General features: G+C 39.3%; 23 protein-coding genes and 1 tRNA gene. 10 read left to right on the top strand and 14 right to left on the bottom strand.

The genetic code is table 11. The features are described 5' to 3' along the window. The first annotated feature begins 210 nt into the window (after positions 1-210). A tRNA-Met gene (locus BVC88_RS20650) sits at positions 211-284 on the top strand. Positions 285-500: 216 nt separating this feature from the next. After that, positions 501-1,829, top strand: a complete 1,329-nt coding sequence (locus BVC88_RS20655; RefSeq protein WP_075352639.1) for an Nramp family divalent metal transporter — start codon at positions 501-503, stop codon at positions 1,827-1,829. 51 nt (positions 1,830-1,880) lie between these two features. Here the strand turns inward: BVC88_RS20655 and rplT are convergent, their stop codons facing one another. The 6 genes from rplT to BVC88_RS20685 all read right to left on the bottom strand — a co-directional run bounded on the left by rplT (position 1,881) and on the right by BVC88_RS20685 (position 8,985). Then, positions 1,881-2,225: a 50S ribosomal protein L20 gene (gene rplT, locus BVC88_RS20660; protein WP_075352640.1), complete on the bottom strand. Its 345-nt coding sequence runs from the start codon at positions 2,223-2,225 to the stop codon at positions 1,881-1,883. Between the two features lie 107 nt (positions 2,226-2,332). Then, positions 2,333-2,527, bottom strand: coding sequence for a 50S ribosomal protein L35 (rpmI, locus tag BVC88_RS20665; protein ID WP_075352641.1), 195 nt, complete (start codon positions 2,525-2,527; stop codon positions 2,333-2,335). A 26-nt stretch (positions 2,528-2,553) separates the two neighbouring features. Beyond that, positions 2,554-3,108, bottom strand: a complete 555-nt coding sequence (infC, locus tag BVC88_RS20670; RefSeq protein ID WP_075352642.1) for a translation initiation factor IF-3 — start codon at positions 3,106-3,108, stop codon at positions 2,554-2,556. An 84-nt stretch (positions 3,109-3,192) separates the two neighbouring features. Beyond that, complete coding sequence (thrS, locus tag BVC88_RS20675) at positions 3,193-5,139, bottom strand: threonine--tRNA ligase (protein WP_075352643.1); 1,947 nt, start codon at positions 5,137-5,139, stop codon at positions 3,193-3,195. A gap of 109 nt (positions 5,140-5,248) precedes the next feature. Then, positions 5,249-6,388 carry a 6-bladed beta-propeller gene (locus tag BVC88_RS20680; protein WP_245803695.1) on the bottom strand — a complete coding sequence of 380 codons (1,140 nt, stop codon included), beginning with the start codon at positions 6,386-6,388 and terminating at the stop codon, positions 5,249-5,251. 119 nt (positions 6,389-6,507) lie between these two features. Beyond that, entirely contained in the window at positions 6,508-8,985 is a 2,478-nt protein-coding gene (locus BVC88_RS20685) for a DUF5686 and carboxypeptidase-like regulatory domain-containing protein (RefSeq protein WP_075352645.1), read from the bottom strand. 165 nt (positions 8,986-9,150) lie between these two features. On the opposite strand from BVC88_RS20685, the gene lhgO reads away from it, so the two are divergent. Next, on the top strand, positions 9,151-10,353 hold the full coding sequence (gene lhgO / locus BVC88_RS20690; RefSeq protein WP_075352646.1) for an L-2-hydroxyglutarate oxidase: 1,203 nt from the start codon (positions 9,151-9,153) through the stop codon (positions 10,351-10,353). Here the strand turns inward: lhgO and BVC88_RS20695 are convergent. The 6 genes from BVC88_RS20695 to BVC88_RS20720 all read right to left on the bottom strand — a co-directional run bounded on the left by BVC88_RS20695 (position 10,350) and on the right by BVC88_RS20720 (position 16,638). Further along, complete coding sequence (locus tag BVC88_RS20695) at positions 10,350-11,867, bottom strand: FMN-binding glutamate synthase family protein (RefSeq protein WP_075352647.1); 1,518 nt, start codon at positions 11,865-11,867, stop codon at positions 10,350-10,352. The two genes, lhgO and BVC88_RS20695, sit on opposite strands and share 4 nt — an antisense overlap. Before the next feature lie 56 nt (positions 11,868-11,923). Next, positions 11,924-12,883 carry a YheT family hydrolase gene (locus BVC88_RS20700; RefSeq protein WP_075352648.1) on the bottom strand — a complete coding sequence of 320 codons (960 nt, stop codon included), beginning with the start codon at positions 12,881-12,883 and terminating at the stop codon, positions 11,924-11,926. A gap of 149 nt (positions 12,884-13,032) precedes the next feature. Further along, complete coding sequence (locus BVC88_RS20705; protein ID WP_075352649.1) at positions 13,033-13,380, bottom strand: hypothetical protein; 348 nt, start codon at positions 13,378-13,380, stop codon at positions 13,033-13,035. Then, positions 13,377-14,591, bottom strand: coding sequence for a BaiN/RdsA family NAD(P)/FAD-dependent oxidoreductase (locus BVC88_RS20710; protein ID WP_075352650.1), 1,215 nt, complete (start codon positions 14,589-14,591; stop codon positions 13,377-13,379). Before BVC88_RS20710 ends, BVC88_RS20705 begins: the two co-directional genes overlap by 4 nt. A 21-nt stretch (positions 14,592-14,612) precedes the next feature. Continuing rightward, positions 14,613-16,142, bottom strand: coding sequence for a helicase HerA-like domain-containing protein (locus tag BVC88_RS20715; protein ID WP_075352651.1), 1,530 nt, complete (start codon positions 16,140-16,142; stop codon positions 14,613-14,615). An 88-nt stretch (positions 16,143-16,230) separates the two neighbouring features. Continuing rightward, complete coding sequence (locus BVC88_RS20720; protein ID WP_075352652.1) at positions 16,231-16,638, bottom strand: DUF4332 domain-containing protein; 408 nt, start codon at positions 16,636-16,638, stop codon at positions 16,231-16,233. A gap of 184 nt (positions 16,639-16,822) precedes the next feature. On the opposite strand from BVC88_RS20720, the gene BVC88_RS20725 reads away from it, so the two are divergent. Then, complete coding sequence (locus BVC88_RS20725; protein ID WP_245803696.1) at positions 16,823-17,530, top strand: molecular chaperone DnaJ; 708 nt, start codon at positions 16,823-16,825, stop codon at positions 17,528-17,530. Between the two features lie 52 nt (positions 17,531-17,582). On the opposite strand, the gene BVC88_RS20730 is transcribed toward BVC88_RS20725, so the two are convergent. Together BVC88_RS20730 and BVC88_RS20735 are read right to left on the bottom strand one after the other, a co-directional pair. Then, positions 17,583-18,185 carry a tetratricopeptide repeat protein gene (locus BVC88_RS20730; RefSeq protein WP_075352654.1) on the bottom strand — a complete coding sequence of 201 codons (603 nt, stop codon included), beginning with the start codon at positions 18,183-18,185 and terminating at the stop codon, positions 17,583-17,585. 10 nt (positions 18,186-18,195) lie between these two features. Continuing rightward, positions 18,196-19,011, bottom strand: a complete 816-nt coding sequence (locus tag BVC88_RS20735) for a 2,3,4,5-tetrahydropyridine-2,6-dicarboxylate N-succinyltransferase (protein WP_075352655.1) — start codon at positions 19,009-19,011, stop codon at positions 18,196-18,198. A gap of 20 nt (positions 19,012-19,031) precedes the next feature. Here BVC88_RS20735 and BVC88_RS20740 point away from each other — a divergent pair, with 20 nt between their 5' ends. The 6 genes from BVC88_RS20740 (at position 19,032) to BVC88_RS20765 (ending at position 25,016) form a co-directional block, all read left to right on the top strand. Further along, positions 19,032-20,159 carry a glycosyltransferase gene (locus BVC88_RS20740; RefSeq protein WP_075352656.1) on the top strand — a complete coding sequence of 376 codons (1,128 nt, stop codon included), beginning with the start codon at positions 19,032-19,034 and terminating at the stop codon, positions 20,157-20,159. Between the two features lie 318 nt (positions 20,160-20,477). Beyond that, positions 20,478-21,137, top strand: coding sequence for a metal-dependent transcriptional regulator (locus BVC88_RS20745; protein WP_075352657.1), 660 nt, complete (start codon positions 20,478-20,480; stop codon positions 21,135-21,137). Then, the gene (locus tag BVC88_RS20750) at positions 21,134-22,051 is read left to right on the top strand and encodes a metal ABC transporter solute-binding protein, Zn/Mn family (protein ID WP_075352658.1); all 918 of its coding nucleotides are present in this window, start codon (positions 21,134-21,136) and stop codon (positions 22,049-22,051) included. The genes BVC88_RS20745 and BVC88_RS20750 overlap by 4 nt, the downstream gene beginning before the upstream one ends. Continuing rightward, on the top strand, positions 22,048-22,836 hold the full coding sequence (locus tag BVC88_RS20755) for a metal ABC transporter ATP-binding protein (protein WP_075352659.1): 789 nt from the start codon (positions 22,048-22,050) through the stop codon (positions 22,834-22,836). Before BVC88_RS20750 ends, BVC88_RS20755 begins: the two co-directional genes overlap by 4 nt. 1 nt (position 22,837) lies before the next feature. Continuing rightward, positions 22,838-24,130 carry a metal ABC transporter permease gene (locus tag BVC88_RS20760; protein WP_075352660.1) on the top strand — a complete coding sequence of 431 codons (1,293 nt, stop codon included), beginning with the start codon at positions 22,838-22,840 and terminating at the stop codon, positions 24,128-24,130. Continuing rightward, the gene (locus BVC88_RS20765) at positions 24,117-25,016 is read left to right on the top strand and encodes a metal ABC transporter permease (RefSeq protein ID WP_245803697.1); all 900 of its coding nucleotides are present in this window, start codon (positions 24,117-24,119) and stop codon (positions 25,014-25,016) included. The genes BVC88_RS20760 and BVC88_RS20765 overlap by 14 nt, the downstream gene beginning before the upstream one ends. The last annotated feature ends 1 nt before the right edge of the window (position 25,017 follow it).

The raw sequence follows: 25,017 nt of genomic DNA on the forward strand, positions 1-25,017 counted from the left end.
AGGTTAATTATCTTTAATCCATTGTCAAATAAGAAAGGAGAAAATTAATCAGTTGATGTCAAGGCAATTATTGAAATGTTAGAAATTTGAAAAATTTCAAAGAAATATTGTAGCGAGGTATCCCGAAAGCTATCGGGAACAGGATTAATATCCGCCACGGCGGACGGGAGTCAAATCCCCAAATCGACATATTGAAAAGAATTTATAAATGGCGAGGTAGCTCAGTTGGTTAGAGCGCAGGATTCATAACCCTGAGGTCGGGAGTTCAAATCTCCCTCTCGCTACTCAAGGCTTTCAGAAATGAAAGCCTTTTTTTGTTTTAGAGCAGTATAAAACTATTGCGCAGTTTTGATATTCACCGCAGCGGACGGGTGTTTAAATCTCCTCCCGAAAGCTTTCGGGACTACTCTAGGCTTTCAGAAATGGAAGCCTTTTTTTGTTTTATTGACCAGCTGTTTCTAGGCAATTTTGGTATATTTCAACAGATTTAATGTCTGAAAATGAACTATCAATCCATCAAAAATCCCCCAACTACTATAAAAAAAATGTTTGGGTTTTTGGGGCCGGGGTTTATTCTATCAGCCTCAATTGTTGGATCTGGTGAATTAATAGCCACTACCGTACTCGGAGCAAAGGCTGGTTTTATTACTTTTTGGGTGATACTTGTCAGTTGTATTATTAAAGTTGGTATTCAACTCGAATTTGGAAAAAATGCCATAGTTTCTCAAAGCTCTATCATAGCTGAGTTAAATCAATTAAAAGGACCACGTTTGAGTAAGGTAAACTGGTCGGTTTGGATGACTTTCTTATTGACAAGCCTCAAGATTCTACAGCTTGGAGGAATGCTTGGAGGTGCTGCAATTGCATTTACATTGATTTTCACTTGGCTTCCTTTAAACTTTACGGTTATATTTTTAGGGTTAAGTGTGAGTCTTTTGGTTTATAAAAATTATTACAGTTTGATTGAAAAAATTGCCACTTTGATGGTTTTTGGGTTTACCTTTTTCACTTTGCTTTCGCTTATTGCTGTTTTTTTTACTCCATTCAGATTTTCATTCGAAGACGTATTGAATGGATTAAGTTTCGAATTACCAAAAGAATACCTTTTTGTTGCGATTGGAGCATTTGGAATTACGGGTGTGGCGAGCGACGAAATCATAGCGTATACCTATTGGTGTAAGGAGAAGGGATATGCGGCTTTTGTTGGAGAAAATGATGGAAGCGAATCATGGAAAATCCGAGCAAAAGGCTGGATTAATGTCCTGTATTTGGACGCATTCGTAGCCATGGTTTGCTACACGATCGTCACAGCGGCTTTCTACTTGTTGGGAGCGGCCATTCTTCATAGTACTGAGAATGTTCCAGATGGGAATGACCTGATAGGATACCTAGCAACTATCTATACTAAGTCACTTGGATCAGGGGCACGTTTAGGATATCTGATAGGAGCATTTATTGCCCTTTATTCCAGTGTATTTGCCACGCTGGCTTATTGGTCACGGCTTTTTCCCGATATTTTTGTGCAATTAAAATGGTGGAAAATCACTACGCAAGCTGATAAAGACAAATCTGTCAAAATTTTGGCTTGGATATTCCCTATGCTTTGGATTATCACCTATTTATTTTTGAAACTCCCCACTTTCATGGTGCTTATTGGAGGAGTCATTGGATCAGTTCTTTTGTTGGTCATTGTATATGCAGCAATTGAATTCCGTTTAAAAAATAATTTTCTAAAACTTGGTTCCAGTAGAATTTCAAAAGCTATTTTTTGGATAAGTGTGATTTCAATCACCTTAGTTTCAAGCTATGGGATTTTAAAAATATTCTAAAAAAAAAAGCCTTCCCGAAGGAAGGCTTTATAAAATAAGGCAGTGCAGCCCTTATTTTACTTTTTCAACTACAGCTTTGAATGCTTCTGGGTGATTCATGGCTAGATCTGCCAAAACCTTACGGTTAAGTTCGATCTCACCTTTCTTCAATAATCCCATTAGTTGAGAATAAGACATGCCAAGCTGTCTAGCTCCTGCATTGATACGCTGAATCCATAAAGCTCTGAATTCTCTCTTCTTTGCTTTTCTGTCTCTATAAGCGTACTGAAGTCCTTTCTCGTACTTGTTTTTGGCTACTGTCCATACGTTGCTACCTCTTCCGAAATAACCTCTTGTGGCTTTTAGCACTTTTTTTCTTCTTGCTCTTGACGCAACCGCGTTTACCGATCTAGGCATAGTGTTTTAATTTTTGATTCGTGGTGTCCCGATTAGTTCGGGATCTTGAAAACCAACGTACCTGGTGAATAAATGAACCTTAATTTAATTTGTGTGAATGAGGAAAATCAGATTCTCAACATTGCACGAACTCTACCCTCATCAGACTCGTGTACAAGACCTGTTTTGGTCAAGTTACGCTTTCTCTTGGTAGCTTTTTTGGTCAGGATGTGGCTTTTGAAAGCATGTTTCCTTTTGATTTTGCCGGTTCCCGTTAAAGCGAACCTCTTCTTTGCACTGGATTTGGTTTTTACTTTTGGCATTTTGCTGTATTTATATTTGTTGAAATTTATTTTTTGCCTGCTTTGGGAGCAATAAAGATATTCATCCGCTTTCCTTCCAGTTTTGGAAGCTGTTCTACAGCACCATAATCTGCAAGAGCCTGAGCAAATTTCAATAAAAGCATCTCCCCTCTTTCCTTAAACACAATACTTCTTCCGACAAAATGCACGTAAGCTTTCACTTTTGCACCTTCTTTTAGAAAACTTATGGCATGCTTCAATTTGAAGTTGAAGTCATGGTCATCTGTGTTAGGTCCGAATCTGATTTCTTTTAAAACAATCTTTGCTGCATTGGATTTGATCTCTTTCTGCTTCTTTTTCTGCTCATACTTAAATTTAGCATAGTCAAGAATTTTACAAACTGGAGGATCCACATTTGGAGAGATTTCAACCAGATCTAAGTCGTTTTCCTGAGCGAGTTTGATAGCTTGTTCTAGAGGTAGTAGGGCATTTCCGCCTTCTACAAAATCTCCTACTAATCTCACTTCGCGAGCTCTGATTTTATGGTTTACTTTATAAGGTTCTTCCTGTCGACCTCTATAGGGTTGTCTTTGGTTTCTCAAGTTTGCGTTGATTGTTTTATGAAATAGGCTGCAAATATCTGAATTTTTTCTTATTAGAAAAAGTCAAATTCGATATTCTCATTTTTACTTACCCAATGATTCTGATATTATACCGTTAAAATAAGTGATAAATTCTTCCGGAGAGTAGTTACCTAAATCTCCAGCACCATGCTTTCTCACAGAAAGCTTTCGCTCATCTTGTTCCTTTTCGCCCACAATTAGCATAAAAGGCACTTTTTTGACTTCTGAATCTCGGATTTTCCTTCCGATTTTCTCATCTCTGTTGTCAATAGAACCTGTGATTCCAGCCTCATCTAAAATTGCCTTGATTTCTTCAGCGTATGCAATATATTTTTCTGATATAGGCAAAATATTAATCTGCTCTGGTGCAAGCCACAGCGGAAAATTACCTGCGCAATGCTCAATCAATACTGCAACAAACCGCTCAAGGGATCCAAATGGAGCACGGTGAATCATTACCGGTCTATGCTTTTGATTGTCTGCTCCTATGTATTCCAACTGGAATCGCTCGGGTAAATTATAATCTACTTGGATGGTTCCCAATTGCCATTTTCTTCCCAAAGCATCTTTAACCATGAAGTCCAGCTTTGGACCATAGAAAGCCGCCTCCCCTAGTTCTGTCACAGTTTCAAGGCCTCTTTCGGCAGCCGCTTCGATTATAGCGGACTCTGCTCTTTCCCAGTTCTCATCTCCACCAATATATTTCTCAGGTTTCTCTGGATCTCTAAGCGAGATCTGTGCAGTATAATCTTGGAATCCGAGTGCTTTAAACACATACATCACCAAGTCAATAACTTTGATAAACTCTTCCTTTACCTGATCTGGTCGGCAGAATATATGTGCATCATCCTGAGTAAAACCTCTTACCCGAGTCAAGCCATGCAATTCCCCACTTTGCTCATAGCGATACACAGTACCGAATTCCGCATAGCGGATTGGCAGCTCTTTGTATGAATGTGGCTTATGCTTGTAGATCTCACAGTGGTGAGGACAGTTCATCGGTTTCAATAGAAACTCCTCCCCTTCATGAGGAGTCGTAATCGGTTGAAAGGAATCCTTTCCATATTTCTCATAATGACCGGAAGTCTCATAAAGAGCTTTATTTCCGATATGAGGAGTGGTTACTTGCTGATAGCCAGACTTATCCTGCGCTTTTTTCATGAAATTAATCAAGCGCTCACGCAGCAATGTTCCTTTAGGCAACCACAACGGAAGCCCCATTCCAACTTTTTCAGAGAATGTAAATAGCTCTAATTCTCTTCCAAGTTTTCTATGATCTCGCTTTTTAGCTTCTTCAATTAGCGTCAAATACTCCTGAAGTTCTTTCGCTTTTGGAAAAGTCACCCCGTAAATACGAGTCAACATCTTTCGCTTCTCATCCCCTCTCCAATAAGCTCCTGCGATATTCGTCAGCTTGACCGCTTTGATAAAACCTGTATTTGGAATATGTGGTCCACGACATAAATCAGTGAAATTACCTTGCTCATAGAATGTGATCGAACCATCCTCCAAACCTTCTAAAAGGTCAAGCTTGTATTCATCACCTTTCTCCTCAAAATAGGCTATGGCATCTGGTTTTGAGATTTCCTTTCGGATGTATTCATTTTTGGCTCTCGCTAATTCTATTATTTTTTGTTCGATTTTCTCAAGCTCTGAGCCATCGAGCGTGTGATCTCCAAAATCAACATCGTAATAAAAACCTGTCTCGATCGGAGGGCCAATACCAAACTTAATCCCAGGATAAAGCGCTTCCAAAGCTTCTGCAAGCAAGTGAGCAGAAGAATGCCAAAAGGTATTCTTTCCCTCTAGGTCATTCCAAGTCAATAGTTGAAGTGAGGAATCTGAATCAATAGCTCGGGTTGCATCCCAAACTTGACCATTAACTTTTGCGGCTAGGACATTCCGTGCTAAACCCTCGCTGATACTGGCAGCAATCTGTAGTCCGGTAGTTCCTTTTTCATACTCCTTCTCGGTGCCGTCCGGAAGTGTAATTTTAATGTGTTCTGACATGATTGTAATTATTCTAGCCCATACAAACAGGCATTTGGATTAAAGTGCAAATATGCGAATAGCACCTTCAATCAAAAAATTTAAAGGAAAGTAATCCTGAAAAGATTCATCATTTCTTCACGGTATAAACGATTAGAACAGGGTTTTCAGAATCTTTCGCAGCAAAGGCCGCTTCCGCAAAGTTTTTACCTTTTCCTTTCACATATTCCTCAAAGCCATCCTGACCAAGTTCAGCTTTCTTTTTTTGCAAAATTTTGAAAAGATCTTTCCCAGGTATTTTACAACCAACTTTCTCCTGATCAAATCTATAAATTACCGAATACAGGTCAAAACCTTCGTTTATATCGTCCTTGATCCTCCCTTTTAATACGTGAGTTTTTTGCTTGGCTCGATCAAAAAAAACATTGAAAAACCCTTCTTCAAATTTAAACCCTGAGTAAAACTGCGAATTCGAGATGTACCAACCCATTGGAGCAAAATAAAGCTTGGCTTTTTTATTTATGAATTTCAGTTCTTCAAGACCATCCAAAGTTTCTTTATTCCTTTTCAACTCCTCAATGCTTTGTGCATAGCTTCCGAAATCAAAAACAAGTTTAGGAATGAATTTACCTGATTCGTATCTCATGATTGTGTCATGAAAAGGTCTTGCAAAATATATAGCCTCCTCCCCAACTAAATTATCTCTACCAGAATAATTTCCATAATAGGTATCCGCATCATATGGGAAAAATCTCAAAGTATCCTGAAATGATTCATTGACACTTTTTACAAAATAATCTTCTGGATCTCTGGGGTTAGAGTAAAACAAAAACCGTTTTTCCTTTTCCAAATAAACGCCAGTCTCAATGTGAGATTCCATACTAACTTCTCTCAAAAATTCTCCTTTCAAAGAAAACCACATTAATTTAGGAGGATGAACCCCTAACATCAATAATTCATTGTTGACGATAATTGCGTCGTCAAAATCAAGATATTTTTCAGGACCTTCTCCATAAGCTCTGATTTTCGAAACAAATCCCCCTTTCCTATCAAAAACTTTTATACATCTACAACCGAAAATATCCAAAACAATAACTTGGTCTTCATGAAATATAATTTTATGTAATCCCGCACTTAGCTGAGCATCCTCAGAATCGTCTTTCAACCAGATGTATTCTATATCAGGCTCAAAAAACTCAGAGAGCTTTCCTTCCCTTGCTTCGGAAAGATCTACTTTGATGATCTCTAACCCTTCATTTTTAGCATTCATATCCGATTTCTCAGATTTCGAACAGGCAAAAAATGAGATAAATAAAATGGGTAAAAAAACGTAACTCCTCAGTTTCTTCATGTCTTAAAAATAAATTAAAAACTAAGAAATTGAAACTATTAAAGAATAATCTGTGCACTCACCTTTACTGAAAAAGGTCTCGCATCAGGCGTATCCAAATAGGTCATCCGGTGAAAAAAGTCCACCCTGAAAAATTTAAAGATATTCTCCACCCCATATCCAAGTTCCACATAAGGCTTTGTCGGGTCTAATCTTCCAAAGGTCTTTAGAGGACCCCCTACCGGATCTACAGTTGGTGAATTGGCAATATTTTTATCGCTGACACTACCAAAAAGTACATTTGCATTGGCAACGGCTCTCCATTTCAGTTTTTTAATAAGGGGTATTTTATTCAAAAGAAATCCTTCGAAGAAATGTCTGTATCGTAGACTGAAGTACTGATCAGAGGCAAATTCATTGAAATTCATCGTATTGAATGCTGCCGTGGTGTAAAACAGAGTCTCATTCCCCAGATGATTTTTTAAGATTGGATAGGGCACTTCTCCAAATATTTTTCCGGCATCCAATTCATATCTAGAGACACCCAGCATCCCCATATTAAGGCGCTGATACATGTAAAAACTCAATTTCGTGTAGTCGATATCTCCGCCTAGTCCTTGGAAGCCCTTGCTAAAATTCATTTCAAAAATTGGCCATCTTGATGGTCCAAATGATACTCTTTCATTATCGTTTATAATGATGATTTCATCTCTACCGTAGCGTAAACCTGCTTTTATTTCTGTGGTTTGAAATTTTGACTGGTATTCATTCGTGCCCTTTTCCAGATAATAAAAATCGTATAATGGATCAAACTCAGCCAATTTTAGACCCGTAGTAAACAAGAATCCTTTGAAAATTTCACGTTGAAAATCTAAACGATGATTGGTGCTGAAATACGGTCTTCTCAAGGTGCCAAAACGACTGGCCGCCAGAAAAATACTGTTCCCTGCCAGACTTTCAATTTCCAATCCAACCTGATCAATTTCTTTTTGAGATTTCAAGGAGATGGTAGTCCATCTGTTTCTATTCAAAATCCGGGTAATTGACCCTGTATATTTTAATTCTTCATCCTTGAATCCATAAGCTAAGTACCCTTCCAAAAGCCATTTATTGCTAAACTTCAAATTGGTTCGAAAGCCCATTCCAAATCGGACTCCTTCGATATTATTGTAATTAAAAAAGCCAGGCCAAGGACCTATATCGATTTTCCGAACAGGCAAATAGCCTGTGGCAAAGAATTTTAATCCCTCTGAGTAAAAACGAATCACAGGTATCTTTTTCAGCGTATCGACCATCTGCAGCACTGCCAACTCCTCTAAGCTCAAGGGATCTTGTCGATTAACTTTCCAAAAATCCTCGCTTGCTTCATTAAAATCCGGTTTCAAGACAACCGCTTGATTAAAGAAATTAGTCGGCTGAGGATCAACGATTTTAATACTATCTGCCGAGGTGTAGAATTTAGCCAAAAGACCAGCTGTTTTAGGAGTTATCTGCCCTATTTTGATCTGCACACGGGTTTTAGAAGCAATCAAGGGCCCCGCACTGGTTGGCACCAGTTCCTGTTGGATTTTGATACGCTCGATAAAGTTTAAGTTTGCTTCTTTTGGAATGACCAAATCCACTTGCTTCAAAGCGTAGGTTTCTTTATTTATCCAGATCAATCCGGAAAAGGCCAAATCCTGCTCTCGAAGTGGATATACTTTTAGCAAATAGGCGGAGTCTCCAGAAACATAAACTGAATCCAACAGATCATAGTCATAGAACCCTTTCCACCCATCAGCAATCGGTGACACGAATTCCTTTTCGAGAATATTCAACCAGTTTTTATAAAAATTATATTCCTGAAAAGCCGAGCCAGTAATCTGTGAGGTGGTTGAACCATCGGTTATCCCCACTCCTGTGACTTTGGATTTTTCGACAATCTCCTTTTTAAGTTCGGGATTTGTTCGGAAATAAAACTTGGAAAGTGTTTCTGAGAAAAAAACAGGAAGAATCTTCTCTCCTTCATCATTGGTCAACTGCTTAATAGAGTCTAAAACTGCAGTGACTTTTTGCACCGTCTTACGTTGAGTAAACTCCTCAGAGACATGATCAATATCAATTTCAATCTTTGTATAATTCTTTGTTTCGTAAGCACTTAGATTCCTTTTATCAAAGTCTTTTTTTCGTGCCACAGCCCTTCGAATCACTTCAAAAGCAGGATTCTCTCCAGCTTCAAACACAAAGGCTTCCAACTGGAAATCGGAAGGGACCAATTGGAAATTAATAGTCTGGTTAGAATCTTTTGATAAGGGTTTAACACCAGAAATATATCCCAAATAACTCACCATAATGCTATCAGATAGCACCTTGGAATCAATCTGGTAATTCCCTTCAAAATCGGTGGATATTCCAATGGTTGTGCCTTTAAGTAATACCGAGGCAAAAGGAATCGGATCTCCTGTTTGCGCATCTGTCACTTTACCTTTAATACTGAATTGGGCGGACGCAGTGAGACAGATTAGGAAAAATAGAAAAGTAAAAAAACTTCGGATCATCAATTTAAGGTTGGTTAGTAAACACAACGCTGCAAAATAAATTCAATCTGTAAGGAAATTATCCCTCTACCGATATATTTTATCATTTTTAAGAAAAAGTGAAACTCAATTATCTCAGGATTTTGATTCCATCACTATTATATTTGAATAATTTAAAATCAAAACATGAGCTACGATATTGTAATTGTCGGCGGAGGAATCGTCGGACTGGCAACAGGTCTTAAACTCCAATCCAAAAGGCCTAACCTGAAAATAGCAATCCTTGAAAAAGAGGATCAACTTGCCAAGCATCAAACAGGAAATAACAGTGGTGTCATTCATTCAGGATTATATTACAAGCCAGGATCCCTTAAAGCAACTAACTGTATCAATGGTTATCATGAATTGGTGAAATTTTGCCAGGAGGAAAAAATCCCTTTTGAAATAACTGGAAAGGTGGTCGTAGCCACTCGGGAAGAACAAAAGCCTTTACTCAAGACCCTTTTTGAACGTGGCCTCCAAAACGGCTTGACGGGGACTCGATACATTACTTTAGAGGAATTAAAAGTATATGAACCACACTGTGCGGGGGTAGCTGCGATTCATGTCCCACAAACCGGAATAGTTGATTATTACCAGGTGGCTTTAGCATACGGTCGAAAAATAATTCAACAAGGAGGAGAAATATTTTTAAATCATAAAGTATTAAAAATAAGCACAAAGGAAAGCTTGAATTATATTGAAACTTCAAATAAAACCTTTGAATCAAAACTCGTAATTAATTGCGCCGGATTGTACTCTGATAAGATCGCTCAAATGAGTGAGGAAGATTCAATCGACGTGAAAATTATTCCTTTCAGAGGAGAGTATTACAAGTTGAAATCCGATCGTGAGTTTTTAGTTAAAAACTTGATTTACCCTGTACCTGACCCCAATTTTCCATTTTTAGGTGTCCACTTTACAAGAATGAAAAAAGGTGGTGTGGAAGCTGGGCCTAATGCAGTTTTAGCTTTCAGAAGAGAAGGTTACAAAAAATCCCAAATCAATCTTTTCGAATTGGGAGAAACATTAGCTTGGCCAGGATTCCAAAAAGTAGCTGCAAAATATTGGCAGACAGGTTTTGGAGAATTATATCGTTCCTTTTCCAAATCAGCATTCACCAAAGCCCTTCAAGAGTTGATCCCTGAAATCCAAGAATCTGATCTTGTAGAAGGTGGAGCAGGCGTTAGAGCTCAGGCATGTGACCGAACAGGAGGCTTATTGGATGATTTTGCCATTCGGGAGACCGCTAATGCTATCAACGTCTTAAATGCTCCTTCACCAGCAGCGACAAGTTCACTTTCTATCGGTGGTACAGTTGCAGATCTTGCTATCAAACGATTTAGCTAAACTTGAGTATTCACTGAATCCGGAAAATAGCGATTTGCCAAAGCTACCATTTCATCACCTCTGACCAAATCATGGATTGTAAGTTCAGAGGTATGGCAATGTCCTGACGCCCCCAGCAATTCCTTTAAAGCATGAATGGTGTTTTTGTGGAAATTATAAACTCGCTCGGATTTATCCGTAACCACCAACCCTTTGGCCAAGGAAGCTTTTTGCGTGGCTACACCAGTTGGGCAATCATTGGTATTACATCTTAAGGCTTGGATGCATCCTAAGCTGAACATAAACCCACGTGCAGAATTACAAAGATCTGCACCAAGAGCGATGTATTTTAAGATTGAAAATGCACTAAGCGCTTTTCCTGAGGCTATAATTTTGATTTTACCTCTTATTCCAAATTTGACCAAAGTTCCTCTTACAAATATTAAAGAGGGCTCCAAAGGTAATCCTACACTATCTGAAAACTCCAAAGGCGCTGCACCTGTACCTCCTTCTGCTCCATCTATAGTGATAAAATCAGGAAAAATCTGATGAGCTACCATAGCTTTGCAGATTGCATTAAACTCCTCTGTCCTACCGATACAAAGTTTAAATCCTATAGGTTTTCCACCTGAAAGCGCTCGAAGCTTTCCTACAAATTCTATTAATCCATTCTCCTCCTTAAAGGCACCATGAGAAGGAGGTGAAAGGATAGTGGTTCCTTTTTCCACACCTCTTATTTCTGCTATTTCAGCTGTATTTTTGACACCAGGAAGCACACCTCCGTGACCGGGTTTTGCACCTTGAGAGAGCTTTATCTCAATCATCTTGACTTCCGGCCAATTTGCCTTTTCAGCAAATTTGACTGGGTCAAAATTCCCATGTTCATCTCTACATCCAAAGTAGCCCGTTCCGATCTGCCAGACCAAATCCCCTCCCTGACGGTGATAAGAAGAAATTCCCCCTTCCCCTGTATTATGGTAAAATCCGCCTTTTTTTGCTCCTAGATTAAGCGCCCTGATAGCATTAGAACTCAATGAACCGAAGCTCATCGCAGAAATATTAAAAACAGATGCATCATAAGGATGCAAACATGCATCTCCTCCTATCATCACTCGGGCATCTGTCTTATCCGGAGAAACAGCATAAATAGAATGTCTCAATGCCATATAATCCACTTCATTCAAATCTCGTTGTGTTCCAAAAGGATGGGTATCATTCGCATTTTTTGCTCTTCTATAGGCCAAAGCCCGTAGGTTTCTATTAAAAGGGCGGCCATCTGTATTACTTTCGATAAAATACTGCTGAATCTCTGGACTAATTGATTCCAGAATATACCTCAAATGTCCCACCACGGGGAAATTTCTAAGGATTGCATGCTTTTTCTGAAGCACATCATAAATCCCCACCAAAAAAAGTCCTCCTAGAATCCAAAGCACGAATTGCCCAAGATTGAAATTCATAAATTGGAAATACCACATTAGGAAAATAGTGAGCAACCCAAGTAAAAAAAGGGAGCCAAAAAAAAGCTTTCTCATAATTGAAGTTGTTTAGGGGAACAGTACCACAATATAGTATTTGATTACAATCAAATCTATTTGAGAAGAAAATCGAGGATGCGGTATTCGGCCCAAGTAAATTCTTGGGAGCGATTTACAAAGCCAGTATGACCACCAAATTTTGGCATTTCCAAAATAATTTCAGGCTTACTTTCGGCCAAGGAAACCGGATAACAAGCAGGTCCCAAAAGTGGATCATTCAAAGCATTTATGATTAATGTTGGGATTGAAATTGCCGGCATCCAGTTATCCGCACTCACACTTTGATAGAAATCATCTGCATCTTTAAACCCATGAATCTTTGCCGTGAAAAAGGTATCAAAGGTGTCAAAGTCGTCGACCTTCTCCAACATTTCTAAATCGATCAACTCTGGAAATTGCAAAGCTTTAGCGGCCATTTTCTTCTTTAGCTTACCCAAAAATCTCTTTTTATAAAAAACGTTCCTTTTTTCCTTAAGCGTGGCAGCACTGGATGGAAGATTACATGGGGTGGAATAAACAGCTGCTTTGACTATTCTAGCGTCAAGATCCAGCCCTTTTTCTCCCAGATATTTCAATGTTTGAGCGCCCCCCATACTAATACCTGATAGAAAAACTGACTTGTAATCATTAGTGCTAAAGACATGCTCAATTACCGTATCGAGATCATAGCTAGCCCCGTGATGATATAGAATCGGCTTCAGATTTAGTTCTCCCCCACAGGTCCGATTATTCCAAACTAGCGCATCAATTCCATTTTGATTGAAAAGCTTCACCAATCCCATGATATAATGTCGTCCTGAATCTCCCTCCAGACCATGGGAAAGAATAAGGAGTTTGTCACTCCCTACTTTTGACCAATCCAAATTGAGAAAATCTTCATCAGGGGTTTTTATTTTTTCGCGCTGATAGTTGACTCCCGTTACCTTTCTAAATAAACTCGGGATAATAGTCTCTAAATGACCGTTAAAAAGATAAAAAGGTGGTCCTGAATAGTTGGATTTAAGAATCGGCATAAAGCAGAATATAAGGAAGAAAGCTTTACAGGAAGTTCACAATTAAGTAAAGTCCACTAGCGAAACAAAATTTACTTTTGACAAACAAAGTAAAATTTCTTCATAGGGTTTAAATATTGAAAAATGGAGCTGCAAGTGCGCTCCTTTTTTTATTTAATCAACGATCGAGATTCACAGATTGCTGCTTCCAAAAAAGAGAATAAGACCTCTTTGTGGGCTTCAAAGACTATATCAAAGCCATTAGAATCTAAAATATCTTTTCCATTTTGGAGCTCAGCAATGATATCATTGAAACCAAACATAGAAAGTGTTGGCTTGAGTTTATGACGGATCTGCTTAATAATTTCCTCGTTCTTGGTAATCGAAGCTTCAAGATATTTTTCCTTTAGCTCATTCAACCCTTGGTGAATTGCAGTCGTCAATTGATTTTCAAACTCGATATCACCATCAGACATTTCAGAAATGAGAGATCTAAGTTCAGGATACATTAATTTCATAAATCAGAAATATGGGTTGATTTTCCGGCAAGAAATCCAGTAGACCAGGCTGCTTGAAAATTAAAGCCTCCAGTGATACCGTCTATGTCTAATACTTCGCCAGAGAAATATAAATTCGGGTGATATTTACTTTCCATGGTATTCGGGTCTATTTCATCAAGTTTAATTCCTCCTGCGGTCACAAACTCCTCTTTAAATGTGGTTTTCCCTTGAATGCTCAAAGTATAGCAAAAAAGATTTTGGATCAATTTATTCAGCTGTTTTTTAGAAAGATTGTTAAAAGTTTGATCACTTTCTATTCCCGCCTTTTCACAGAAATGCCCCCAAAGTCTGGATGGCATCTCAAAAAGTGGATGTGAAAAAACTTTTCGATTAGGGTGATTAAAGCTATAATTCTTCAAATGTTCTTCATAATCCGTCTCTCCCAAATCGCCATTCCAATTGATTAAGGCTGTAGCCTGATAGTGCTGGTCATGAAGCCACTTGGCTCCAAAAGATGAAAGCTTCAGCACAGCCGGCCCACTTACTCCCCAATGGGTAACCAATATCGGACCTTGATAACTTAGTTTGGTACCTGCGATTTTGACAATTCCATTCGGAACAGAGATCCCCATCAACTCTTTCAAAGTCTCTTGCGGAGTATTGAAAGTAAAAAGTGAAGGTATAGGATCAATAATACTATGATTCAATCTCTTAAGAAAAGAGTAACTCTCTGTTTTTGGAAATCCACCTGTAGCAACAATCAACTTGTCGAATGCAAATTCACCCTGACTTGTAGACAATTTAAAGCCAGAGCTGATAGGAAGGATTTCTGATATTCCACAAGATTTAAGAATTTGAATATTCAATTTACTCGCTTCTTTCACCAGACAATCAATGATCGTTTGAGAGTCATCAGAAGTTGGAAACATCCGGCCATCTGGTTCTACTTTCAAGCTGACCCCTCGCTTTTCAAACCAAGCGATGGTGTCATTTGAGTTGAACCTTGGAAAAACTTTCTTAAGGAATTTTTCACCTCTGGGATAATTTTTGACCAATTTGGAGACCTCCATCGGCTGATGTGTGACATTACATCTTCCTCCTCCCGATACTTTGACTTTGGATAATATTTTAGGAGATTTTTCAAAGATGGTCACCGATCTTCCCGGTCCACTTGCATGAATTGCAGCAAAAAATCCTGCAGCCCCCCCTCCTATAATTGCTATTTTCATGGATTCCCGAGCAATCAGCTATTAACGTTTTCTTGAAAAAGACCCCAAAATCCCTCGAGTCAACTCTCTGAAAATAGTCCTTCCAAGTTGTCTTACCATGGTATTCTTGCTCAATTCCTCGATAAGTGACTCTTCTTCTTTTGCCTTGGATCTAGGTAGAGATGGCTTGGGCAAAGTGGCTTTTTGCTGCTCTTCTTCTACTTGGATCATCTTTTTCTCAAGCATTTCAAATGCACTCTCCCGGTCTATGTCTTGATTGTATTTGTTTACTAATTTAGAATTAGACACTAAATCTAGGATCTCTGAATTTTCCAGAATATCCATTCGAGTGATTGGTGCTCTCACCAAAGTGTGCGCTAGAGGGGTTGGGATCCCTTTTTCATTCAATGCTGTCACTAATGCCTCACCGATACCCATTGCCGTAAGGACCTCTGAAGTCTTGTAAAAAGGCGAATCAGGATAGTTTTCTGCAGTTTTTGAAATCGCCTTTCGATCTTTTGCAGTAAAAGCTCTCAAAGCATGCTGAACTTTCAGGCCAAGCTGACCAAGAATATTCTCAGGTACATCAGTTGGTGTCTGTGTACAAAAGTAAACCCCCACTCCTTTTGATCTTATAAGTTTTACAATTGCCTCAATTTTCTCCAATAAATCATTAGAGGCATTCGAAAAGACCAAATGTGCCTCATCAATAAATAAACAAAGCTTTGGCTGATCAGCATCTCCCTGCTCAGGAAATGTCTCATAAATCTCCGAAAGCAAACTTAACATAAAGGTAGAAAAGAGCTTAGGACGATTTTGAATATCAGTCAATCGAATAACAGAAATCACTCCTTTTCCATTTTCTGTACGGACGAAGTCCTCAACATCAAAAGATCTCTCCCCAAAAAATTCTTCTGCACCCTGCTGCTCAAGCTCGATGATCTTTCGCATGATCGTATTGACAGAAGCAGAAGATACTTGACCAAACTCCTTTTGAATCGCTTCTTTTCCCTCGTTCGTGATGAACTGAAGTACACGTTTCATGTCTTTCAAATCAAGAAGTGGAAGATGATTAACATCACAATACCTAAAAATCAGTGAAATAACTCCACGCTGGGTATCATTCAATTCAAGAATTTGAGAAATAAGTACCGGCCCAAATTCAGAAACCGTTGCTTTCAACTTAACGCCTTTCTCATTTGAAATGGACATGAGTTCAACTGGCAATCCCATTGGATCATAATCGACTCCAATGACCTCAGACCTCTTTTTGATAAAATCATTTGCTGTTCCAGGTTTAGCCAGACCGGAAAGGTCGCCTTTCAAATCCATCAAAACAGAAGGAATTCCCTTCAATGATAGCTGTTCTGCAATGACCTGAAGTGTTTTAGTTTTTCCTGTTCCGGTAGCTCCGGCTATCAAGCCATGACGGTTAAGGGTTTTAAGCGGAATTTTAATTTGGGCTCCATTTATGGATTCCCCGTCCAGGATTCCGGTACCCAAAATGATAAAGTCCTTCTTATATACCTGACCATCAGCCAAGGTAGAGATGAATTTTTCTGTATTGCTCATTTCATTTTTCTTTAAAAATTTAAACTACAAAAAAAACCTTGATGCCAAGAGCAAAAAGGTTTTCAAATGAAAAAGGTATTGTAATTAATTAGTATGTCACCATTGGAGCAAGTTCTTTGGCTTGAGCGATGAAGTCTTGAATCTTAGACAAAGCAGGAACTGCCTTTGTAAGTCCTTTCTCTTCTTGTGTTTTTGTCAAAGCCGCATGCAGGTTTTCAGCGTTTCGGTTTCTCAATTCTTTTACGGTATCCACTCCTGCTGCTTTCAAAAGCTCTGCAAATTGACTTGCAACACCTTTGATTCTAAATAGGTCAGCCATATTTACCCAATCCAAAATTTTACCCTCATCTATTCCTGAAGCTTCAGCAATTGATTTTCTTCCTGATTTAGACGCTCCTTTTTCAAGAAGACCTTCGATGGTTGATATTCCGGCATCGGAAAGTTTTCCTTTGTATACTTCGCCGATTCCTTCGATCATTGTAATTGCTTGTGCCATGTTTCTTTTGGTGTTTATGATTATTGTAAAACTTAATTTTTGAATGAATCCCTAAAATAAAGACAATTTTTAATTTCCAAAACCCAAATAAGAATTTGGGAAAAGAAATATCGATTTGTAAACATTAACTTTACATACTCATTAATACTCTTTTTATTTGGTTTCAATGATCCGAAAATTAACCTTGAAAAGCCCCCTCAAGTCTCCCGCGTTATTCCTTTTGATTGCTTTTGCATTTTGCCTTACCCATTTTGCCAATGCTCAGATTAGTCCAAACCTAGGGCAAACCGACCGTTGGATGAAAGGTGCTCAGGCTGCGATGGAACGAAATGAGTATGAAACAGCTAACTCAATTTTCAGAGACCTCATAGATTCTGGACTCCCCCTACCTGAAGAAATGCCTTATTTCTTCGCCGAGACGCTTTTTGAGTTGAAGCAATATGACAATAGTGCAAACTTTCTAAACAAGTATCTAGAGCTAAGTGGATTTGCCGGTGATCATTATCAGGGTGCTCAGGAATTACAAAAAAAATTAGCCGGTCCATTAAATGAAATCAAAGTTTGTCAACTCTGTGACCGAAGAGGGTACAGATATAAAGTATGCTTTACCTGCGAAGGTGCAAGACAGATTGAGCAAGACTGTGACTATTGCAAGGCAAAAGGCGTAGTAGGTTGCAGTCGATGCAGTGGATCAGGAATGATCACACGTGTCAATATCTTTAAAATCGTAGAATATTTCGAGTGTGAACGCTGCAATGGAAATGGAAGATTGACTTGTCCTGTTTGTGAAGGAAGTCTAAAAGAGGTTAGTTCTTGTAGAACCTGTAACGGAAGCGGAAAACTATCCTCTGAAAATCTTTGCGATCATAAGGAAGAGTCCCACGTTCATTAACAAAAAAAGACCGGTCTGAGACTGGTCTTTTTTTGTTAATGAATTTTTGAGATTACTTGCAATACTTTTTGAAAGCTTCTGCTGCACCAGGATATTCCAACGCCGAGCTCAGTTGAAAATCCTCACAAGCTCCTTTGACATTTTTTATTCCAATTTTCAATAATCCGCGATTGTAATAAGCCTGACCGAAATCTTTGTCCAAAGTGATTGCATTACTGTATGCTTTCAAAGCATCATCTGTTTTTCCCATCTGATGCAATGCTCTGGCTTTCATAAATGAAGCCATTGCCGGAGCACCGGGAATATCTGCTGCCCTATTAGAAAATAATAATGCGTTGGTAAAATTTTTCTCCTTATGATGAAGATTTGCCAGGCTTAATAGAACTTGAAAGTTATTTGGATCCAAATCCAAAGCTGCTTCAAAGTCAGATTTAGCTTCTTCAAAATTACCCAATTCTTCATATGCTCGACCTCTATGATATAAGACTCTCACATCATTAGGAGCATATTTCAATTCATTTGAATATTCGTTGATTGCTTGATCAAACTGAGAATCATTGTAATACTTATCTCCATTACTTACATTGTTTTCACTACAGGAAAAGACAAAGAGGCTGGAAATCAAAGAAATAACTACTAGGGTACTTTTTTTCATTTGAGTTGGTTTAGACTGCTACACTGTTGTCTCGAAGCGCATCATTGAGGGAAGTCTTGAGATCAGTGGAGGCCTTACGCTGGCCTATAATTAAGGCACATGGCACTTGAAAGGTTCCGGAGGCAAAGGTTTTGGGAATAGTACCCGGGATCACTACTGATCTTTCCGGCACATATCCTTTGTACTCCACAGGTTCTGGCCCTGTCACATCGATGATTTTTGAACTAGCTGTCAGCGTTACTCCTGCTCCGATTACTGCTTGCTTACCGATTCGAACACCCTCTACTATGATTGCTCTTGAACCAATAAATGCTCCATCCTCTATGATCACAGGTGCTGCTTGCACAGGCTCTAATACCCCACCAATACCTACTCCACCACTCAAATGAACGTCCTTGCCAATTTGCGCGCAAGATCCTACAGTTGCCCAAGTGTCAACCATCGTGCCACTGTCTACATAAGCTCCGATATTAACATAACTTGGCATCATCACTACTCCACTTGCCAAATAAGCACCATACCTCGCTACTGCGTGCGGAACAACTCTCACGCCTTGCTTTGCATAGTTTGATTTCAAGGCCATTTTATCGTGAAACTCAAAAGGTCCAACTTCAATTGTCTCCATCTTTTGAATAGGGAAATACAGGATCACTGCCTTTTTCACCCAGTCATTTACCTTCCAAGAACCATCACCTACTGGTTCAGCAACTCTCAAAACTCCGGAATCCAGATCCGCAATGATAGTTTTAATCGCAATTTGAGTTTCTTTTTCTTTCAATAATTCTCGGTTATCCCAAGCTTTTTCAATGATTGTTCTGAGTTCCATATTTTTGGTTAGTTTCGTTTATGAGTGAAAATTCCGCTTCGCGAATACCCATTCTTATTGCTTCTTCCCTCAAACCAACCCATGATTCACGGGTTTGGGAGAAGCTTGGTATTTCGCTGCGTGAAACAAATAAATACGAATTAAACATCATAGGCTTTTCTACTAAAAAGGAAGAAAAGATCGAAAGTGTTAAGTTTTATTCTTCTTTCGCCCGTCCCGGCTCAAAGCTTTCCCGCATCCTGTCACTTGTTCGGTTTACAAAAATCCTCTTTCGAGTCCGACCGAAAATTCTCATTTGTTGTACCTACGAATACTTACGCATCGCCTCTTTTTTCAAAAATCGGATTGGGTATAAACTTGTCTATGATGTACAGGAAAACTATGCAGCAAACCTGAATCTGAATCCAACATTGTCTTCCTCGCAAAAATCAAAAGCAGCAAAGTTGATTCGAAAAATGGAAGACGTAAAAGGAATTGATTTGTACTTTTTAGCTGAACGATGCTATCAAAATGAGATGCCTGAAAAATCTCCGTTTCTAATTTTGGAGAATAAATTCAAGGGTGAAATACTTGAAAAATCCGATTTGGTTTTGAGTAAAAAAGATAAGTTTTCATTCCTGATTTCAGGCACTATTACTCCGGCTTTTGGGATTTTTGATGGGATCGTTTGGTTCAAAGAAATTCTAAAAAAATACCCCAAATCTTCACTCCATATTATCGGTCATGTTCCGCTACGGAGTTTTGAAATTGAACTGGAAAAACTAACTGAAAACAGTCCTCAAATCAGCATTCAAACCAGTCAGATTCCAATCGATCATCAGGAAATTATGCAGGCCTTTTCTTCGGTTGATTTCTGCCTTTTACCCTATCAAAATCATCCGGAGATTTGGGATAAAATGCCGACCAAATTATTTGAAGCAGCTGCTTTAGGTGTTCCTGTTTTGATTTCACCTAACACAAAATGGGAGGAATTTTTAAAAGACTTTTCCGGAGGATGTTCCATTGATTTTTCAAAACCCAAGCTTGCAATTTCACAATTCGACCAAGCGATCCAACAAACTTTTTTTACTGCCAATCCAAGCCCTTCCATTCTTTGGAATTCCCAAGAAGCCGATTTTTTATCGGCAATCGAAAATCTCCTTTCCTAAAATCAAATCGTGGATAAACTCCAAAAGTTATCCACTCATGCCCAATTCTTGACACTCGATTCCTGAGATTGGAAACTCCATTTTCAAAAGTCATTTTTTAAAATGGAAGCTAGACTTCCTTAATTCCATCATTCAGTTATTTGATTATAAATGCTTTCTGATTTTTTTTAAGTCTTGTCTAAATTTATATTTCGTAAAATCTAAATCGGTGCGCACAACTAATTTCAGGTTATCCACAGTCCTTTTAGCTTCTTATAAATATTATTTTAGATATAGCTAAATTATTTTTTATATTTGCCATAGCATAAACAAGAGACGATTTTGACTACAGCAGAAGAGAATTATTTGAAAGCTATCTATCACCTCTCCGAAGACGGAAAGAAGAGTGTATCCACCAACGATGTGGCCCGAGAAATGAAAACAAAACCTGCCTCTGTCACTGACATGCTTCGTAAACTTGGGGAGAAGGAGATGATCGAGTACCGAAAATATTACGGGGTTCACATCACCGAAGAAGGGAAACGGATGGCATTGCAAACAGTCCGGAAACATAGACTTTGGGAAGTCTTCCTAGTGGACAAATTAAACTTCGCCTGGGATGAAGTTCATGAGGTAGCCGAGGAGCTCGAACACATCCAATCCCCCCTACTCATCCAACGATTGGACGCCTATCTCAACTATCCAAAATTTGACCCACACGGAGACCCTATTCCGGATGAATTTGGCGATGTAAAAGCAAAGCCAAGAGTAGCTCTAAACGAGATGGAAATCGACCAAATGGGACAGATCGTAGCAGTCAAAGACAGCTCGGCAGCATTCCTAAAATACCTCGATAAAGTAGGCGCTTATATCGGTGCCAGAATCAAAGTTTTGGACAAGGTGGATTTTGATGGATCGATCGAAATTTTAGTCGATCAAAAGAAAAATCTCTTTATGTCAAAAGAAGTCGCAATAAACATTTTGGTACTTCAGTCATGATCCCAGTTCGAATCATATTGCCTCTACTCCTATTTATTTTTGCCAGCTGCAAATTTGAAAATCCGGAGGAACGTCTCAAACCCCAAATCGTCACGACAACCAGTATTTTGGCAGATGGAATTCGGAATTTGGTAGGAGATTCGGCAGAAGTAGTTGCACTGATGCCGGCAGGTGTTGACCCCCACTTATACAAAGCTTCCGCTCGGGATTTGGATCTATTGCAGAATGCAGATTTGGTTATTTACCATGGACTTTTTCTGGAAGGGAAAATGACAGAGATTTTCGAAAAGCTGGAATTTAGTCAGGTCCTGATCAATGTATCAGAGAAAATCCCCAATGATCGTCTCCTTCGATCTGGTCCCGAGGCGCACTCAGTCGATCCACATATTTGGTTTGATGTGAACTTGTGGTCCATGGCTATGGCTCATGCTGCTGAAGAAATCATTCTTTGGAAACCAAATTGGAAAACAAGTATTGAAAAAAACGCTGCTGTTTTCCAATCAAAGCTTTCAGATCTAAATCAGGAAACCGCCAAAAAAATGGAAGAGCTTAAACGTTCCAATCAGGCGCTCATTACAGCTCATGATGCATTTGCATACTTTGGTCGAGCTTATGGAATCGAAGTTTTAGGATTGCAAGGCTTATCCACACTCAGCGAACCCGGTCTTCGGGATCTGACTGGTTTGGTTCAGTTTATTGTAAGCCGAAAAATCAAAGCAGTTTTTGCAGAGCAAACCATTTCTCCAAAAGCAATTGAAGCAGTAGTCGCAGGTTGCAAAAACCAAAACCACGAGATCAAACTTGCAGGACCCTTATTCACTGATAGCCTTGGCGATCCTAATGGCTCTGCCGGAACCTATATCGGAATGGTCAACACCAATGTTAACGTCATCTTTGAAAGCCTTAAACCATGATAAACCACATAGAACACCCCATCATCGAAATTCATGACCTAACGGTAAGTTATGATCAAAGTCCCGTTCTCTGGAATGTGGACTTAAGTCTCCCATCTGGAAAATTGATCGGAATTCTGGGCCCAAACGGGGCTGGAAAAAGTACACTTATAAAGGCTATCATGGGCCTAGTCTCTCCTTCTGGAGGATATGTCAAGCTTTTTGACAAATCCTTGGAAGAAGTACGCAGCAGAATCAGCTACGTACCACAGCGAGAATCAGTGGACTGGAATTTCCCCGCATCTGTGCTTGACGTGGTATTGATGGGAACCTACGGCAAACTTGGACTTTTTAAAAGACCTGGGAAAAAGGAAAAGGAACTCGCGATGGAATGTTTGGAGAAAGTAGGGATGCAGGGTTTTGCAAAGCGGCAGATTTCAGAACTCTCCGGTGGACAGCAACAACGGGTTTTTATCGGAAGATCACTAGCGCAGAATGCAGATCTCTATTTAATGGATGAACCTTTTGCTGGTGTAGATATGGCTACAGAGACCGCCATTTTCGAACTTTTGAAGCAAATGACTGCAGAAGGAAAAACAGTAGTGGTGGTCCATCATGACATTTATTCCGCTGTGAATTACTTCGATTGGTTTATCATGCTCAATCTTCATTTGGTCGCTTCTGGCCCAAAAGAAACAGTAATTACTGAAGAGCTACTTCGCAAAACCTATGGTGGAAAACTGAATTTACTTACCAAAGTGTCTGATTTAATTCGTCAGAAAGAATTCAATCCTTTGAAAAACTGATATGAGCGATTTTCTCTACTTCTTCACTTTTCAAGACTCTTCGATTGCATTTGTGGTAATCGGAATTATTCTACTTGGTGTAGGTTCAGCTTATGTCGGAACTTATAGCTTTTTGGATAAAAAAGCGCTACTTGGAGATGCTATTTCTCATGCAGTTTTGCCGGGGATCTGTCTGGGTTTTATCCTTGCAGGAACAAAAAACCCAGTTTACATCGTATCAGGAGCATTCTTTTCAGGAGCTTTGGCTACGTTTTTAACCTCATGGCTTCGCAAAAACACCCGATTGAGTGAGGATGCAATTATAGCTTCCATCCTATCCATTTTCTTTGGATTCGGGATCGTATTGTTAACAGTGATCCAAAAGTCCGGAAACCCCGAAATGGCTGGACTGAATCAATTTATCTTTGGAAATGCTATCGCAATTTTAGAAGAAGACCTTTGGATTTATGGTGGATTAGCAGTTTTCATCATTCTTTCGCTGAGCATCTTTCAAAAGGAATTTAGTCTGCTAGTCTTTAATGCCGAATACGGGAAGGCTATTGGCTATCCAATGGGATTGATCCGATTGGTTTTTAATGTACTGATGATCTTATCTGTTGTGATCGGAATTCAGGCGATCGGGGTAGTTTTGATGGCAGCACTGCTAATTACCCCTGGGGCTGCTGCAAGATTCTGGACTGATAAGCTGGGGAATTTAGTGATCCTTGCAGGGATCTTTTCCGCAGTATCGGGCGTGATGGGAACATACATTTCCTTTGTTCTACCGCAAATGCCAACCGGTCCTTGGGTCGTAGTCTTCCTTTCGTTTTTAGCCTTGATTTCATTTCTATTTGCACCAAAGCGAGGAGTCCTTTCACGCTATATTTCCAGAAGAAGCTATCTCAAAAAAACACATCAAGACCATCTATTAAAAGCATTATATCGTGCACTTGAAGCTGGGAAGAAAAACATGACCATAGAAGAAATCTATGAGGCCTACCCCTTCCAAAAGAGAGAATCAGACCAATCTATTGATAATTTAATTAGTAACGGTTTAATAATTAAAAATCAGTCTATTATATCACTCACTCCTAAAGGAAAATCAGAGTCTAAACGTATCGTACGACTTCATAGACTTTGGGAACTATACCTAAATGAGTACATGAATATTGCACCGGATCACGTTCATGATTCAGCCGAAAAACTCGAGCATATCCTCACTCCTGAGCTGGAAGAACTGCTTGAAAACAGACTTAATTATCCTAAACTAGATCCTCACCAGGAGACCATCCCCCGCGACCATGATGAGCTTTGACCAAAATGCATTTCTGATCATATTCACCGCTTCGATGATCTCGATTTCCTGCGGTCTATTGGGAGTGTTTATGATGCTCCGCAAAATGTCCATGACAGGCGATGCCATTTCGCATGCAGTTTTACCGGGAATAGTAATCGGCTTTTTCGTCTCCGGAAGTCAGCGGGGACTTGAAGTGATTATTGGAGCTGGAATTTTAGGGATTTTAGCAACGCTAATGATCGATTGGCTGAGAAGAAAAGCAAGAGTTCAGCTTGACGCTTCGATTGGAATCACCTTTACCCTACTCTTTGCTATCGGAATTATCCTGATCAATCTGTTAGCTTACAAAGTTGACCTAGACCAGGAATGTGTGCTTTATGGGGAAATCGCCTACTTACCAATTGATCTCTGGATAACTGGTGGTGGTCAAAATATGGGGCCAAGAATCATGTACCTCGCACTTCTAAATTTAATTTTAGTAGGAGGATTCATCTACCTGTTTTTTAAAGAGTTAACCGTAACCAGTTTTGATGAAAACTTCAGCATGGTGATCGGAATCCCAGCAGGAGTTATCAATCTAGGGTTAATGAGTATGGTATCTTACACTACTGTAAGCAGCTTCGAAGCGGTGGGCGCGATTTTGGTAGTTGCACTCCTAGTGGTACCTCCCGCAACGGCTTTCCTTTGGACTAAAAAACTAAACCAATTGATCAAAATCACCATTGGAATTGGAATAGGAATCGCCATTTTGGGATATTACTTGGCATATTTCTTCGATAGTTCCATCGCGGGAATGGTTGTAAGTGTAGCCGGAATTGTATTTTTGGCAAGCGCATTGTATAAAAGTAAGCTATTCAGTAACAGATTTGGAACTTCAACAAAGCAAGAGTCGTTTGGAAATTGAT

The sequence above is a fragment of the Algoriphagus marinus genome (genome assembly GCF_001936475.1).
Classification (GTDB): domain Bacteria; phylum Bacteroidota; class Bacteroidia; order Cytophagales; family Cyclobacteriaceae; genus Algoriphagus; species Algoriphagus marinus.